The organism is Sorangium sp. So ce385 (assembly GCF_051474135.1).
GTDB classification, from domain to species: Bacteria; Myxococcota_A; Polyangia; order Polyangiales; family Polyangiaceae; genus Sorangium; species Sorangium cellulosum_D.
Genome location: NZ_CP150337.1, coordinates 2547526 through 2562722 on the forward strand (window position 1 = coordinate 2547526; position 15197 = coordinate 2562722).

Annotated in this window: 9 protein-coding genes; 5 read left to right on the forward strand and 4 right to left on the reverse strand. The window is 74.9% G+C overall.

Going from position 1 to position 15197, the window contains the following annotated elements; genetic code table 11:
- The first annotated feature begins 107 nt into the window (after positions 1–107).
- The gene (locus WME83_RS09500) at positions 108–1073 is read left to right on the forward strand and encodes a LysR substrate-binding domain-containing protein (protein ID WP_437318945.1); all 966 of its coding nucleotides are present in this window, start codon (positions 108–110) and stop codon (positions 1071–1073) included.
- A gap of 15 nt (positions 1074–1088) precedes the next feature.
- Here the strand turns inward: WME83_RS09500 and WME83_RS09505 are convergent, their stop codons facing one another.
- From WME83_RS09505 to WME83_RS09520, 4 genes are all read right to left on the reverse strand, one after another.
- Positions 1089–1382 (reverse strand): hypothetical protein, encoded by a 294-nt coding sequence (locus WME83_RS09505; protein ID WP_437318946.1) that lies wholly within the window; start codon positions 1380–1382, stop codon positions 1089–1091.
- Positions 1383–1533: 151 nt separating this feature from the next.
- Positions 1534–3663, reverse strand: coding sequence for a substrate-binding domain-containing protein (locus WME83_RS09510; RefSeq protein WP_437318947.1), 2130 nt, complete (start codon positions 3661–3663; stop codon positions 1534–1536).
- Positions 3664–3927: 264 nt separating this feature from the next.
- Positions 3928–4527, reverse strand: coding sequence for a hypothetical protein (locus WME83_RS09515; RefSeq protein WP_437318948.1), 600 nt, complete (start codon positions 4525–4527; stop codon positions 3928–3930).
- A 183-nt stretch (positions 4528–4710) separates the two neighbouring features.
- The gene (locus WME83_RS09520; protein ID WP_437318949.1) at positions 4711–9738 is read right to left on the reverse strand and encodes a sigma 54-interacting transcriptional regulator; all 5028 of its coding nucleotides are present in this window, start codon (positions 9736–9738) and stop codon (positions 4711–4713) included.
- 114 nt (positions 9739–9852) lie between these two features.
- On the opposite strand from WME83_RS09520, the gene WME83_RS09525 reads away from it, so the two are divergent.
- From WME83_RS09525 to speB, 4 genes are all read left to right on the forward strand, one after another.
- A complete protein-coding gene (locus WME83_RS09525) occupies positions 9853–10548 on the forward strand; it encodes a hypothetical protein (RefSeq protein WP_437318950.1) in 696 nt (231 codons plus the stop codon).
- A gap of 104 nt (positions 10549–10652) precedes the next feature.
- On the forward strand, positions 10653–11474 hold the full coding sequence (locus tag WME83_RS09530) for a hypothetical protein (RefSeq protein ID WP_437318951.1): 822 nt from the start codon (positions 10653–10655) through the stop codon (positions 11472–11474).
- A 287-nt stretch (positions 11475–11761) separates the two neighbouring features.
- Positions 11762–13873, forward strand: coding sequence for a substrate-binding domain-containing protein (locus WME83_RS09535; RefSeq protein ID WP_437318952.1), 2112 nt, complete (start codon positions 11762–11764; stop codon positions 13871–13873).
- 112 nt (positions 13874–13985) lie between these two features.
- On the forward strand, positions 13986–14984 hold the full coding sequence (gene speB, locus WME83_RS09540) for an agmatinase (RefSeq protein WP_437318953.1): 999 nt from the start codon (positions 13986–13988) through the stop codon (positions 14982–14984).
- The last annotated feature ends 213 nt before the right edge of the window (positions 14985–15197 follow it).

Here is a 15197-nt window from a genome sequence, read left to right on the forward strand (position 1 = left end):
CCCTCCCGGGCGCCCCGGACGGGGCCGCCGGAGGGCAGGCTCCGCATTTAGGGTGCCCCTGACGTTCGTCCAATCTATTATTTCGTATCAGACGATACCTTCAAGGTATGGACCTGCGCCACCTCCGGTACTTCACGGCCGTCGCCGAGGAGCGGCATTTCGGCCGCGCGGCGCAGCGGCTCGGCATCGCCCAGCCCCCGCTGAGCCGGCAGATCCAGGATCTCGAGTCCGAGCTCGGGTTCTCGCTCTTCGACAGGTCGCGGCGTCGCGTCGAGCTGACGCCCGCGGGCGCGGTCTTCCTGGCCCACGTGCGGCGGGTCTTCGACGCGCTCGACCTCGCGGTGCACGAGGCCAGGCGCGCGAGCGTCGGCGAGACCGGGCGCCTCGTGGTCGGGTACCTGTCGTCGCTCGCCTACAGCGGCATCACCGAGCTGGTCCGCGCCTTTCGCACCGATTTCCCGTCGGTGGAGCTCGCGCTGCGCGAGATGCCGCCGCAGGAGCAGATCGAGGCGCTCAAGGACGGGCGCATCGACGTCGGCTTCGTGAGGGCGCCGCTCAACGACCCGCGGCTCGCCTCCGAGTGCGTCCGGCGCGAGCCGCTCCTCGTCGCCCTGCCGGCGGATCACCCGCTCGCCGGGCGCAGGCGCATCGCGCTGGAGCTCCTGTCGCGCGAGCCGTTCGTCGTGTTCCCGCGCCAGCGCGGGTCGGCCTTCTTCGACCTCGTGGTGGGGCTGTGCCGCGAGGCCGGCTTCACGCCGCGCATCGTGCAGGAGGCGCTGCACCTCGACATCCTGAGCCTCGTGGCGGCGGGCTTCGGCGTCTCGATCCTGCCGGAATCCATCAAGAACATCCGGCGCGGGGGGCTCGCGCTGCGGCCGATCGTGGGCGCGCCGGTCACGGACCTCCTGCTCGCGTGGCGGGCCGACGACGCCTCGCCCACGCTCGGGCAGTTCCTCGCGTTCGTGCGGCGCGTGGGCGTCAGCAAGAGCAAGCCGCGCGCGGCGCGCCGCGCTCCCGGCGAAGACGAGCGCGACCCCGGGGCCCGCGGGGCGGGGCCGGGCGTGGAGGGGTAGAGGAGCGGCGGGGCCTCAATCGTATTGGGAGCAGCGCTCGACCTTCTGCTCGAACGAGTCGCACACTTCCAAGCACACGTCGACGGCGCGCCGGCAACAGCCGGCCTCGGTGCACTGCCCAGCGACCGCGGCGAACCCGCCGTTGCACCGGACCATCCAGCGAGGGCAATCCTCGACGGTGTTGCACCCGATGGGCTCCTCGTCGCACTCGTCGCCTCCGCACCCGCTGGTGCTGGTGACGAGCACGCCGACGTGCATCGCGACGGCCGCGAACGCCGTCGCGGCGGACAGACGGACCAGGGTCGACATGGCTTCCTCTTCCTCCCGCGCGCAGCGTCGTCCACGCGGCGCGATCAGGTCAACGGCAATGTGGACCCATGCAGGGCGAGGTCGGTCCAATCTCGCGCTGGCGACCCTTTCCGGGGAGCGCCCGCTTTTGCCGGGCCCTGCCGGCGGCGGCTCAGGCGCGGGGCAGCCGCGGCCCGATGAGCGGCTGTCGCCTGCGGCGCAGCGACGAGAGCGCGCTGCCGAGGGTCGGGTAAAGCGTCATCCCCGCGAGGTCGATGCCGAGGTGGGTGAACTCCTGCGCGACCTGCGGCCGCATCCCCACGACGATGACCTCGGCGCCGAGCAGGACGGCGGCGCGGGCCGTCTTCGTCAGCGACGCCGCGACCTGCGTGTCGGCGAAGGGCACGCCGGTGATATCCATCAGCAACACCTCGGCTTCCTGGCGGCTGAGCTCCGCGAGCACCACCTCGAGCACGTGGGTCGCGCGCTCCGGATCGATGGCCCCGACGAGCGGCACGAGCAGCACCCCCTTGTCGAGCGGGATGACCGGGCACCCGAGCCGGCGCACGGCGTCGGCGAGGGCGCGCTCGCGCTCGTAGGCGGCGCGCGATCGCTTCTCCTGCTCGATCAGCGATTCGATCATCGAGGCGCGCTCGAACGCCGCGGTCAGCATCGCGACCCACATGTCCATGTCCCGGTGATCCAGCCCGAGCGGGCTGCTCACCGGAGCGCAGATGGCCAGGACGCCGCGGTCCTCGCCCTGGCTGCGGAGCGGGATGAGCCGGAGGACGTGATCGCCGTCGTACTGAACGGCCGCAGGCAGCCAGTCGCCGCGCGGGAACTCCGCCGCCGCGACGCGCGTGCCCGCCGCCGGCGCGGCGGCCTCCACGCCGGGGCAGGAGCTCTCGACGATCCGCAGCGTCGGCCCCTCGTCTCCCGGCTCTTCCCACACGGCGAGGCAGCCCCAGCTCATCTGCACCGCGGAGAGCCAGCTCAGCTTGCTCCCGCCGTTGTCCGCGTGCTCCAAGAGCGTCTCCCGGACAACGAGGTTGATGTCGAGGAGGCTGTTCAGGTAATCGGCGCGGGCCGTCTCGATCGCCACCCGGCCGTGCATCATGTCGTGGCGCGCCCTCCGGATGTACGCCGTGACGCGCCGCTGGGCCGCGGCGTCCTCCGCGCCGCGGAGCATGGACTGGCCCGCTTGCTCCAGGCGGTCGATCATGGCGAGGAGCAGATCGATATGGGGCATCTGCTCCGCGGCCTCGCGCCACGCCCGCTCCAGCGCCGCCGGCGCGGGGCCGGGCCTCCCCTGGGCGGCCGCCTCGAGCCCGCGGACCACCTCCGTCACCCCGGGCCACGACTCCGTCGGCGGCGCGCTCCGGTCGGGCGCCGACGAGAAGGTCGCGAGGGCGACCAGCTCCCGGGCGAGCGCGTCGGCCTGGTCCGCAGCGCCGTCGGCGGGCGCGGGCGCGTCGCGCTCGGCCGGCGCGGGCGAGCAGCCGCAGGAGCGGCGCACGACCAGGAGCGTCGGCGCGATGTGCCCCGCGCTCGGGACATCCCGCCCGGCGAGGCGATCGATGAGCAGCTGGGCGGCCGTCCTGCCGATCCAGTCGAACCGCTGGCGGACCGTGGTCAGGGGCGGCGAGGCGTACCGGGCCGCCTCGATGTCGTCGAACCCGACGAGGGCGAGGTCCTCGGGGACGCGGAGGCCTGCCTCGGCGAGCGCGTCGAGGATCCCGAGCGCCCCCTGGTCGGTGGCCATGAACATCGCCGTGCAGGGCACGCCCGATTCGAAGAGGCGTTGCGCGGCGAACCGCCCGCCGGCACGCTCGTTGTTCGGGAGCTCGAAGACGAGGGCGGGATCGAACGGAATCCCGCCCTCGTCGAGCGCGTCCCGGTAGGCCTGGAGGCGCTGCCGGATATCCTCATGCGCCATGTGGCCCGCGAAGGCGATCCGCCTGTGCCCGTGATCGAGGAGGTGGCGCACGGCCGCGAGGGCGCCGCCGTGGTTGTCGGGCAGGACGTACGGGCAGCGCCCGTCGCCCGAGCGCGCGCTGAGGGTCACCACCGGCCGGCCGTCGTCGAGGAAGAGCTCGATGTCCGCCGGCTCGATCAGGGCGATCCACCCGTCGATCTTGTCGCGCGCGAGCTTGAGCCTGTGAACGTCTCGCGGCGGCGATTTGACGGCGATCACGCGATATCCAGAGTGCCCTGCCGCCGACTGGATACCTCCGAGCACCTCGCAGAAATACGTCCCCCAGATGTCGTGGCACGTGAGGCCGATGGCTCTATCGAGCGACATGGTGGCAGAATCCTCGGTGGTCCAGAGCTCCGGCATGCCGCCGCGTCGCTGTCATCAACAGAACCGTGTAGCATGGAACGCGCGCGTTCTGACGCCCGGCGGCGCGCGCGGTCGGAGCGCGGCAGTTCGTCAGCTTACCGGTAAACTTACCGGTTCACCGATCTCGGAAGGTGCAGTGTGCCGTCGCGCCGACGTCGTCGAGAGGACGGCGAGCGCCGGGCGAGCTCTCATGCGCTCTGCCCCGCGGCGCGCGGCGGCCGGGGCTCAGGCGCCGTGCGGCGACCGTTGCTCGGGGTCGCCCGTGAACGGGAATGCCTGCTGCTCTAGGGGCACCCGCCCTTTGCGCTTCGGCCGGCGCTGCGGCGCCTCGGGCTCGGCCGGCGCTGCTTCGACCGGCTCGGCGCAGCGCGCGCAGAGCGCCGGCGGAGCGTCGTCCAGCTCCGGCGCGGCGGCGGGCTCGGGCGGCGGCGGCTCCGGCGCGGCGGCGGGCTGCGGGGGCGCGGGCGGCTCCGGCTCCGCCCGCTCGATCTCGGCGCGGCCGCGCGCGTGCTCGGCGGTGACCAGGGCCCGGAGGGCGCGGGCGGCGGCGCGGTGCTCGGCGGCGGCCCGGCGCAGGCGCGCCACGAGCTCGAGCGCCGCGCGCGTCGGCGCGTGGAAGCGGGCGCGCTCGCGGTGCGCGCAGCCGTCGTGCGCGCCGCCGCTGCTGCCGCAATCGACGCAGATCCGATCGAGCGACGGCGGCCCCCCCGCGGCGGAGAACGCCTCGTCCGCCGCGGTGTCGTCGGGCGGGATCGCGTCGACGGGTTCCTCGTCGAGCGGCAGGTCTTCGACGACGACGGCGGCGGCGGCCTTGCGGGAGCGCATGCCTGTCGGCTAGCAGATGAATGAACGGATGTACAGTGCCCAGCTCGCTGTCGTCTGGCGCGACGCGCGCGGCGGGCTCGAAGGAGCCGTCGGCGCGAGCGCGGTCGCGACGAGCGACTCGAGCCTGGGGGCTCATGGTGGTGCGAACCCGGGTTCGGTTCGCCATCGCTCGCGCTCCAGCGCTCACCCCTTCCGCAAGAGCCCGTACCGGGCGAGCTTCCGGTACAGCGTCGTCCTCGGGATCGCGAGGCTCCGGGACACCTCGCACACGTTCCAGCGGGCGAGATCGAGCGCGGCGCGGATCCGCTCCGCCTCGGCGCCGCGGTAGTCCGCGCGCGACCGGGACCGCGGCGCGGGCGCCGCCGCCGGCAGCTGGATGTCGGCGGGGCCGATCTCCGGGCCCGGCGCGAGCACGCACGCGCGCGAGAGGACGTTCTCGAGCTGCCGCACGTTGCCGGGCCAGCCGTACGACATGAGCCGCCGGAGCGCGCCCCGCGACAGCCGGAAGGCCGGGCGGCCCTGGCGCGCCGAGAGCTTCTCGACGATCGCCTGCGCGATCGCCGGGATGTCGTCCGGGCGCTCCCGGAGCGGCGGCAGGCGGATCTCGATGACGCTGACCCGGTAGTAGAGATCCTCGCGAAAGCGCCCCTGCGCGACCTCCTCCCGCAGATCCCGGTTCGTCGCGCAGACCACCCGCACGTCGGCGACGGCGACGCTCCGGTCCGACCCCACCGGGCGGATCGAGCGCTCCTGGAGCGCGCGGAGCAGCTTCGCCTGCACGCCGACCGGCATCTCCCCGAGCTCGTCGAGGAACAGCGTGCCGCCCCGCGCCGACAGGAACAGGCCGCCGTGGTCCCGGACGGCGCCGGTGAAGGCGCCCTTCACGTGGCCGAAGAGCTCCGACTCGAGCAGCGCCTCGGGCAGCGCGGCGCAGTTGACCGCCACGAACGGCCCGCCCCGCCGGGGCCCGCCCGCGTGGATGGCGCGCGCGACGAGCTCCTTGCCGGTGCCGCTCTCGCCCGTCACCGTCACGGTCACGTCGCTCTCCGCCACGCGCTCGCAGAGCGCGAGCACGGCGCGCATCGGGGCGCTCCTCCCCGCGATCTCCGGGAAGTCGCGGCGCGCGTCCGCGCGGGTCCGCTCGAGCTCGTGCGAGAGCCGCTCGATCTCGTCCGCCTGCGAGCGCATGAGCTCCGCGACCCGGCGCTGCTCCTCCTCGAGGGCCCGGGTGCGCTCCCTGAGCTCGGCCATCAGCCGGCCGTTGTGCAGCGCGACCGCGATCTGGTCCGCGAAGGCGCCGAGCAGATCCGCGTCGCCCTCCGCGAACTTGCCGCGCTGGAACCGGTTGTCGAGGTAGACGGCGCCGAGCACCGCGCCGTGCGCGCGGATCGGCACGCACACGATCGACCGGAGCCGCAGGGCGTGCACCGACGCGCTCCCGTGAAACCGCGCGTCGGCCAGCGCGTCGACCGTGAGCACCGCCTCGCCGCGCTCGACCACCCGCTTGGCGATCCCGTGGCTGAACTTGAGCTGGCTCTTGCCGACGCGCTCGCGATCGAGGTTCCGCGCGACCGCGACCTCGAGCCTGACCTTCTCTTGCCCTCCGGGCGAATCCGGCGAATCGCGTGGATCGCGCGGATTGCGTGAGGGCGACGTGAGGATCACGAACCCCCGCTCGGCGCCGGTCAGCTCGATGGCCGCGTCCATGGCGAGGCGGAGCACCTCCTCGGCGTCGAGCGTCGAGCTCAGGCGCCGGTTGATCTCGAGGAGCTTCATCACGAGCTCCATGCGGGCCGCCGGCCGCGCGGGACCGCCGCGGAGCGCGGCCCGCCGGGGGTGCCGCCAGAAGACCTCGGCGAGCTCCGCCGGGAGCGTGCTCCCGATGCGCTCCCAGCACTCGATCGCGGCCGTGCGGTGCCGCTCGGCCAGCGCCGTGGCCGACCTCTGGCGGAGCACCTCGGCGGACACCTCCTCGTGCTTCGCGTGGAGCTCGAGCTGCGCGACCTGCGCCACGAGGCCCGCGCCCCGCTGCACCTGCTCCAGGGCCGCGCCCGGGTCGCCGAGGGAGAGCGCGAGCTCCGCGCCCGCCGTCGCGTGGCGCAGCGCGAGGTCCGCCGCGTCGATCTCCCGGAGCAGCGCCGCGGCCTCGGCCAGCCGGGCGCCGGCCGCGGCGCTGTCGCGCGCCGCGAGCGCGACCTCGGCGGCGTGCAGGGTCGCCTCGCACGCCTCGCGCTTCGAGCCGCGCGCCGCGTGGCCCGCGCGGGCCTCGTCGAGCAGCCGCGCCGCCTCGCCGAGCGCGCCGCGCGCCGCCGCGATCTCCGCGGCGAGCCCGAGCGCCGCCGCGGCGATCTCCTCGGGGACCTTCGCGCCCTCGGGCGCGCGCAGGCGCGCGAGGCCGAGCTCGGCCCGGTCGAGCAGGCCGACGTCCGCGTGGATCTTGGCCAGGTTGAAGCGCAGGGTGGCCTCGGTCCGCTCCTTGGCGAAGGCGATCGCCGCCCGCAGCCCGCGCTCGTAGCAGCGCAGCGCCGCGCCCCAGTCGCCGAGCTGGTGCCGCGCCGTCCCCAGGTTCAGCGCGGCGGTCGCGAGCAGGTCGCCGAGGCCCTCCGCCTCGGCCAGGTCGAGCGCCGCCTGGAACCCGCGCGCCGCGAGGGCCGCGTCCCCGGCGCGGTAGGCGTGGAGCGCGTGGTAGCTGAGCGTGCGGGCGCGGGCGCGGGGCGAGTCCGACGCGGGCCGCAGCGCGACGGCGCGCGCGAGGCTCTGGAGGGCGCCCTGCTGGTCGCCGAGGTAGCCGAGCGCGAGGCCCAGCGTCTCGGCGAGCTCCGCCGCGGCCGAGGCGTCGGCGCGGGCCGCCGCGAGGTCGCCTTCGCCGTCGGCCGCCGCGCTCGCGCCTTCGCCGTCGGCCGCCGCGCCCGCGCCTTCGCCGTCGGCCGCCGCGAGCGCGCCCTGCGCCTCGCGCCGGGCCTCGTCGTAGCGGCCGAGGCGCAGCAGGCAGCGCGCCGAGAGGCTCGCGAGCCGCCCGCCCGCGGGCCCGGGCGAGAGCGCCCGCGCGCGCTCGAGCTGCCCGAGCGCCCGCTCGACCTTGCCGAGCTTCTCGTAGCAGCGCGCCGCCCGGTACGAGAGCTCGGCGACGACGTCGCGCGGCGGCCGCGCGCGCCTCGCCCGGGCGAGCAGCGACAGCGCGCGCCTCGGATCGCCGGCCGCCTCGAGCGCGGACGCGGCGGCCACGAGCGTCCGCGGCGCCGGCTGCACCGCGCAGGCGGCGTCCGCCGCGCGCATCCAGGCGCGCGGCGCCCACTCGAACATCGGCTCGGACGCGGCGAGCGCCCGCCGCGCGGCCTCGTGGTCGCCCGCGAAGACGAGCGCCCTCGCCCGGTCCGCGGCGCGCTGGCTGCGGGGCGCCGGGGCGAGCGCCGCCTCGTCCGAGCCGGCGAGGTGGGCCGCCATCGCCGCCGCGACCTCGCGCACGACCCGCGCGTCGAGCGCGGGCAGGAGCGCCCGCGCCTGCCCGGGCTGGCCGAGGCGGAACCCCTCGCCATCGAGCCGCGCGAGCCCCGCCGCCTCGAGCGCGTCGAGGGCCGCGCGCCCCACGCCGAGCGCCGCGGCGGCCTCGGGCCCGAGCGGATCCGCCACGGCGAGCGCGGCGAGGGCGCGCGCCTCCTCGGGGGCGAGCGCGGCCGCGCGCCGGCGAAAGAGCGCCGGCGTGGTCATCGTGGTCACGAAGCGATCGAGCTCCGCCTCGCTCAGGCTGCGCTGCCCGAGCGCGGCGCAGAGCTCCTTGAGCGCGCGCGGGCGGCCGCCGCTCGCGCGGAGGAGATCCGACACGCGCGCCGCCGTGGCCAGGGGCGCCGTCCACACCCGGACCGCCGCCTCGCCGAGGGGGCCGAGCGGGAGCTCGACGACCGCGCCGCCGCCCACGTCGAGCCGCTCGGCGGAGGCGATGAGCCAGAGGAGGGCGTCGGTCGGCGCGGACGATCGCACGAGCGCCTCGAGCAGCGCCCGGTCGTGCGGCCGCAGGCGATCGGCGTCGTCGATGGCGAGCACGAGCGGCCGGTGCGGCGCGTCGCTCGCGAGCGGGCCGCGCGGCGCGCGCGGGGCGTCGGGGGCGCGCGGGCTCTCGGGGGCGCGCGGGGCGCCACCGGGCCGCCCGCGCCCCGCCGCGAGCTCGCCGCGGGCGGCGAGCAGCGCGTCGACGCCGGCCGGGAGCGCGGCGCGGCCGAGCGCGCGGAGCAGCAGCGCGCGGAGCGGATCCTCGCCGCGGGGCGCGCCCTCGACGACCGGCGCGCTGAGCTGCGCGCGCCACTTGAGCTCGCGGAACAGCCGCGACTTGCCGGCGCCCTCCTCGCCCGTGATCACCACGGCGCGCGGCCCGCGCTCGCCGCGGAGCAGCGCCGCGAGCGCCGCGCCGAACGCCTCGACCTCGCGCTCGCGGCCGACGATCTCGCCCGGCTCGCTCACGACGGCGGGCGCGCGCCGCGGCGCGCCGCCGGCGGAGAGGGCCTCCAGCACCTCGTCGACGCCGGAGGGCCGGCTGGCCGGATCCTCCGCGGTGAGCCGCTCGGCGAGGCGGCGCAGGGCGGCGGGCGGCGCCCCGGCGAGGAGCGGGAACAGGGCCTCGAGCGTCCGACCCACGGCGAAGAGATCCGAGCGCGCGCTCGGCGGGGCCCCCCGGAGGAGCTCGGGCGCGAAGAACCGCGCCGTGCCCGAGAGGTCCCCCGCCTCGGCGCGCATCCTCCGCGCCGCGCTGAGATCGATGAGCACGCCCGCGCCGTCGTCCCGCACGAGGACGTTCTCGGGCTTGAAGTCGCCGTGGACGATGCCCGCGCCGTGGAGCCACCCGAGCGCGTCGAGCGCGTCGCGCAGGACGGGCAGGGCCGCGTGAAGGGCGCGCCCCCGCGCGTGCTCGGCGAGCGTCCGGCCCCGGATGAGCTCCGTCGTGGCGTACGTGAGCGGCGCGCCGCCGCACGTCGTCCGGGCGAAGTCGTACGCGCGCGGCAGGCGCGGGTGAGCGCACGCCGAGAGCAGCGAGAACTCCCGCCGGAACGCCTCGGCCGCGCCCGCGGAGTCGAAGCGCAGCGCCTTCAGCGCGACGTCGCGCTCGAAGAGCCGATCGCGCGCCTCGACCACCGATCCGAGCCCGCCGCGCCCGAGCGCGCGCACGACCTCGTAGCGGCCGTCGACCACGGCGCCTGGCGCAAGGCCACCCTGTACCATCGGTACATCATGGTACAGAATGGTACAGACAGGGAGCCGCGATGCCCGCGAAACGCCGCGGAGCGCGCTGGCACGGCGGTTGAACAGGACACCGTTCGACAGGATGGTGTCCTGATGCGGTGGCTCGCGGTTCTTCTCGTTGCTTGCGTCGCCGGGTGCGGGGTGAACCCCATCCCGGAGCCGCCCTCCGCGCCTGCGCTCGCGGGGGACGTGGTCGGTGCGATGTGCGACGAGTGCGACGGCGCGCTGATGGATGTCACCGGCGGGCCCGGGAGCGTGAAGGGCGCCGATCTCGTCTGGGTGGTGAACCTCGACCGGCCCGTGGCGCCCGTGGTCGCGCCGGTCGCGGAGGATGGGAGCTTCGCGCTCCAGATCGACGCCATCCGGGGGCACGAGCTGCGCCTCCAGGCGCGGCGCGGCGCGGCCCGCTCCGCGCCGGCGGACCTCGTCGCCCGGAACGGCGTCCTCGAGCCCGCGCCCCGCCCGCTCGCCGACTGCTTCCGGGTCGAGCCGGAGCTCGCCCTGCCCGAGACCGCCGTCGGCGCCGTGTCCACCCGGACCCTCCCGCTCGTGCACACCTGCGCCGCGCCGCTCGCGATCGACGCGATCGCCCTGCGCGCGCCGGCGCCCGGTTACCTCCTCGAGGGCGCGACCGCGCCGGTGGTCCTCGAGGCCGGGGAGGAGGCCGACCTCAGCGTGGTGCTGCAGCCGGTCGAGGACGAGACGCGCGAGGAGGTGTTGCTGATCGAGGTGTCTTCACCGGAGGTCTCCCGGAGGGCGGTGACGCTCTTCGTCAGCGACGCTCCTTGAGCCGGCTTCAACGCTCATCTCCTCCGGGGGGCCCGAGGCGGGCCTCGAAGGGGAGGAGCATCTCCACGGACCCAATCCTCTCGAAGAAAGATACGGAGACGAACATGCGAGCCTATGCCTTGTTGTTCCTTGCGGCCTCTTCGATCGTCGGACAGCTCGGGTGCGGCCCCTCGCCGGGCGGCGGCGGGAGCTGCCCTGATCCGGGGGATCCCGACGTCCATTACGTGTCTCGCGATCCCGAGGAGTGCAAGCTCATCGACTTCGCCTGCTCGCCGCCGGAGGAGTACTTCGGCGGCGAGTGCGGGTGCGGCTGTATCGGCCCCGAGCCGGGGGTCTGCCCGGACCCGAGCGATCCGGGCGTCCGCTACGTTTCTCACGATCCGGTGGAGTGCACGCTCATCGACTTCGCCTGCTCGCCGCCGGAGGAGTACTTCGGCGGCGAGTGCGGGTGCGGCTGCATCGGCCCCGGGCCCGAGGCCTGCCCGGACCCGAGCGATCCGGGCGTCCGCTATGTCTCTCACGATCCGGTGGAGTGCACGCTCATCGACTTCGCCTGCTCGCCGCCGGAGGAGTACTTCGGCGGCGAGTGCGGGTGCGGCTGCATCGACCCCGAGCCGGAGGCCTGCCCGGACCCGAGCGAGCCGGGCGTCCGCTACGTGTCGCACGACATCGAGGAGTGCCACCTCATCGACTTCATCTGCGCGGAGGGACAGTCGCTCTTTTACAACGAGTGCGGGTGCGGCTGCGTCAGCCCCGAGACGGTCGTCTGTCCGGAGCCGGGCACCACGAACGTCTTCTATGTCTCTCACGATCCGGAAGAATGCATGCTCCTCGACTTCGCGTGCTCGCCGCCGGAGAGGCTCTTCACCAACGCGTGCGGGTGCGGCTGCATCGGCCCGGAGCTCCCTGTCGGCCACGCCCCCTGAGGCGTGAGAGCGCGCTCCGCCGCGACGAGCTCCTCCGCCCGGTCTCGCGCCCTGCGTGGGGCTCCCCACAAACAACGAGCCTCGGCCGGCGTGCGTCGGCGCGTCGCGGAGGAGCCGCGGTGATATCCACCGCTCTCGTAGGGCCGTCCACGATGTTCTACATGCGCGCACGGGGGAGGACCGCGCCGGAACGAGGGGGCCCTGTCGCCGGCGTCGAAGTTGCCCAATCATTTCGTCGAGGTCGGTGATACGCTCTCCCGCTGGATGCGGGGGAGGACACGACCGGGATGAGCATGAGGCCTGTCGACCAGCGCACACGGAACGTGATCGGGCTCGCGTCGGTCTTCTTCGACAACTCCTTCAACGCCATGGTGTTCGCCGGCATGCACCGCGCGGCGCGGGAGCGCGGCTACGAGCTCCTCATGATCTACGGGGCTCCTGCGGCGGTCCGAGCGCGCGGGCTGGGCCTCGACCGGGTGGTCGGCTGGATCTCGATGTACACCATCGACGGCCTCGAGGAGCTGCTCTCCGACGGGAAGCCGGCCGTCATCTTCTGCGCGCCCCCGTTCGGCCCGGGGTACCCGATGGTCCGGGCGGAGAACCACGACTCGATTCACCGGCTCGTCGATCACCTCGTCGGCCTCGGCCATCGCCGGATCGCCTACATCGGCAAATCGACATCGGACGACTTCGTCGAGCGGGGCAAGGCGTTCGATGAGGCGATGAGGGCGCGCGGGCTCTCGGCGGAGCTCAACCTGCTCTCCGAGTTCCACGAGTGCACCATGTTCTACACCGAGCGCCGATTGCGGGAGTTCCTCGAGCGCGACGGCAAGTTCTGCACCGCGCTCGTGGCGGGGAACGACGAGATGGCGATGGGCGCCATCCACGCGATCCAGGCGCACGGCTACCGCGTGCCCGAGGACATCGCCGTGGTGGGGTTCGACGACGTCAGCGTCGCCCAGCACTGCGATCCGCCGCTCACCACGATGCGGCAGGACCCCGCGCTGCTCGGGAGGATCGCCGTCGAGCGGATCGTCGACCTCATCCACGGCATCCCGCCGCCGGAGCCCGTGACCCGCGGCTCGGCCGAGCTGGTGGTGCGGCGCTCGTGCGGCAGCGCCGCGTGGGACGCCGCGCCGCCCGCGCTGGAGCTCGACGACGCGGGCGGCGACTGGCAGCGCGGGCTGTCCCGGCAGCTGAGCCGCCTGGTCGAGGGGCCGGCGCCGTCGCCGCGCTTCCTGGTCTGGCCCGAGGCCGAGGTGATCGCGCGCGGCCTCGGCGCGGCGCTCGCCGGGGGGGAGCTTCCGGACGTGGGGACGCTCGAGCGCGCCTTCGCCCCCGCGGTCGCGCACAGCGGCAGGATCGAGGTCCTCCTCGCGGCGGTGACGCTGGTCGAGGAGGCCGTCGCGCGCCAGCTCGCCGGCGCGCCGGATCCGGGCGCGGCGCGGCGAGCGCAGGCCTTCCTCGGCCGCGTGCGCCTCGCGCAGCAGCGGGCCGTCGTGGCGTCGGAGCGGAGCAGCGTGCAGAGCCTCGAGCGGCTGATCCGCGCCAACATGGAGATGAGCAGGCTCCTCGCCTCGAAGCAGGCGCGGGCCGACGAGCGCCTCGCGTGGCTGCGGCAGACCTCCGTGCGCGTCGGGTGCCTCGCGCTCTGGGCCGACGACCCGGGCCCGGGCGGGCGAGAGGTCGTCATCGACAGCGTGCACACCAGCGATCCCGGCGTGGCCGCGCTCGCGGGGCGCCGGTTCCCGGCCGGCCAGTTTCCGCCGCCCGAGCTGCTCGACGCCGCGAAGCCCGACGAGGCGGGCGGCCATTGCGTGATGATCCCGATCGCGACCGCGCGGCGCGACTGGGGCACGCTGGTGCTCGGCGGGCTGCACACCGAGAGCTTCGCGGACAACCTCCAGCCGCTGGCCATGTGGGTGTCGCTCCTCGTCGCGACGTTCGAGCGCCACGAAATGGAGACCGCGCTGCAGGAGGAGCGCGACATGCTGGCCGCCGCCTTCGAGCGCGAGCGCGCGCTCGCGAGCACGGTGCGGGAGCTCGGCTGTCCCGTCATCCCCCTCTTGCCCGGGGTGCTGCTCATCTCGCTGATCGGCGCCATCGACGCGGCGAGGGCGCAGCAGATCCTCGAGGCCGTGCTCGCGGGCGTCGCGCGGGAGCGCGCGCGCTGGGTGCTGCTCGACCTGACCGGCGTGCCGCTCGTCGACGAGGCGACCGCGGCGGCCCTGGTGCAGACGGCGCAGGCCACACGGCTGCTCGGAGCCCGCGTGAGCCTCGTCGGCGTGGGGCCCACGATGGCGCAGCGCATGGTCAGCCTCGGTATCGAGCTGCGCGACATCGCCATCTTCCAGTCGCTCGCCGCCGCGATCCGCCAGCTCACCCGGGCGGGAGGGTGACCGGGCGGACGGGGTCGTGCCGCCGGGCGCCGCCGGCGAAGACGCCGTGTTTTGCCGCGCGCCGCATGGTATCTCTCGGCGATGGTCCCTCGGGGGGTGAGAGCGGGTGGAGATGGGGAATAGCATGCGCGGCGATCATGCATTCACGGCCGAGGGCCTCGTCGGCGCGTCGTTCGAGCTGACCTTCGCGGGCGCGCTGTCGTTCCTGCGCCGGAAGTACTCGCGCGATCTGACGGGCGTGGACGTCGCGGTGACGGGGCTGCCGCTCGACACGGCGACGACGAACCGGCCCGGCGCGCGCTTCGGCCCGCGCGCCGTGCGGGAGGCGTCGGCCCTGCTCTCGTTCGAAGGCCGCCCTTACGGCGCCGCGGTCAGCCCGCTCGATCAGCTGGCGATCGTCGATTACGGCGACTGCCAGTGGGATTTCGGCAGGCCGCTCGAGGTGCCTTCGGCGATCGAGGCGCACATCGCGGGGATCCTCCGCGCCGGGGCCGCGCCGCTGTCGATCGGCGGCGACCACTTCGTCACGCTCCCCGCGCTGAGGGCGGTCGCCAAGCAGCACGGCACGCTCTCGCTGATCCACTTCGACGCCCACTCCGACACGTGGAGCGTCGGCGACGACGACGGGAGGATCGATCACGGCACGATGTTCCTCCACGCCGCGCGAGAGGGCATCGTCGATCCGGCCCGCTCGGCGCAGATCGGGATTCGCACCTTCAATCCGGACACGCACGGCTTCCAGATCCTCGACGCGCCCTGGGTGCACCGGAACGGCGCCGCGGCCGTGGTCCAGCGCGTCCGGGAGCTGGTCGAGGGGCGCAAGGTCTATGTCACGTTCGACGTGGACTGCCTCGATCCCAGCTTCGCGCCGGGCACCGGCACGCCCGTTTGCGGTGGGCTCAGCACCGCGACCGCCATCGAGATCCTGCGCGGGTTGGCGGGCGTGGACCTCGTCGGCGCGGACGTCGTCGAGGTCGCGCCCGCCTACGACACCGCGGGGATCACCGCGCTCGCCGGGGCGACCATCGCTTACGAGCACCTCGTCCTCTACGCGAGCCGGCCGGGCGCCCCCGCGGCGCGCGCCCGCACCGACGCGTCACGCGCCCGGTAGCGCCGTGGGGTCGCGCCCTCTCCGGGAGCCGCCGAGCTGCCAGGTTTGCAAGCGCCGATCTCAGGAGTGAAAGACAGCGAGCGCCGTCCGCGAGCAGGATCCCGCGAAATGCGCATGGACGGACCTGGCCCGCATCCTGCTAGTGTGGACAGAGCAGAGCGCCTGTGACGGCTTCCCCCCCCCGCCGTCGAGCAGGCGCTCTGTTTTTTTGCC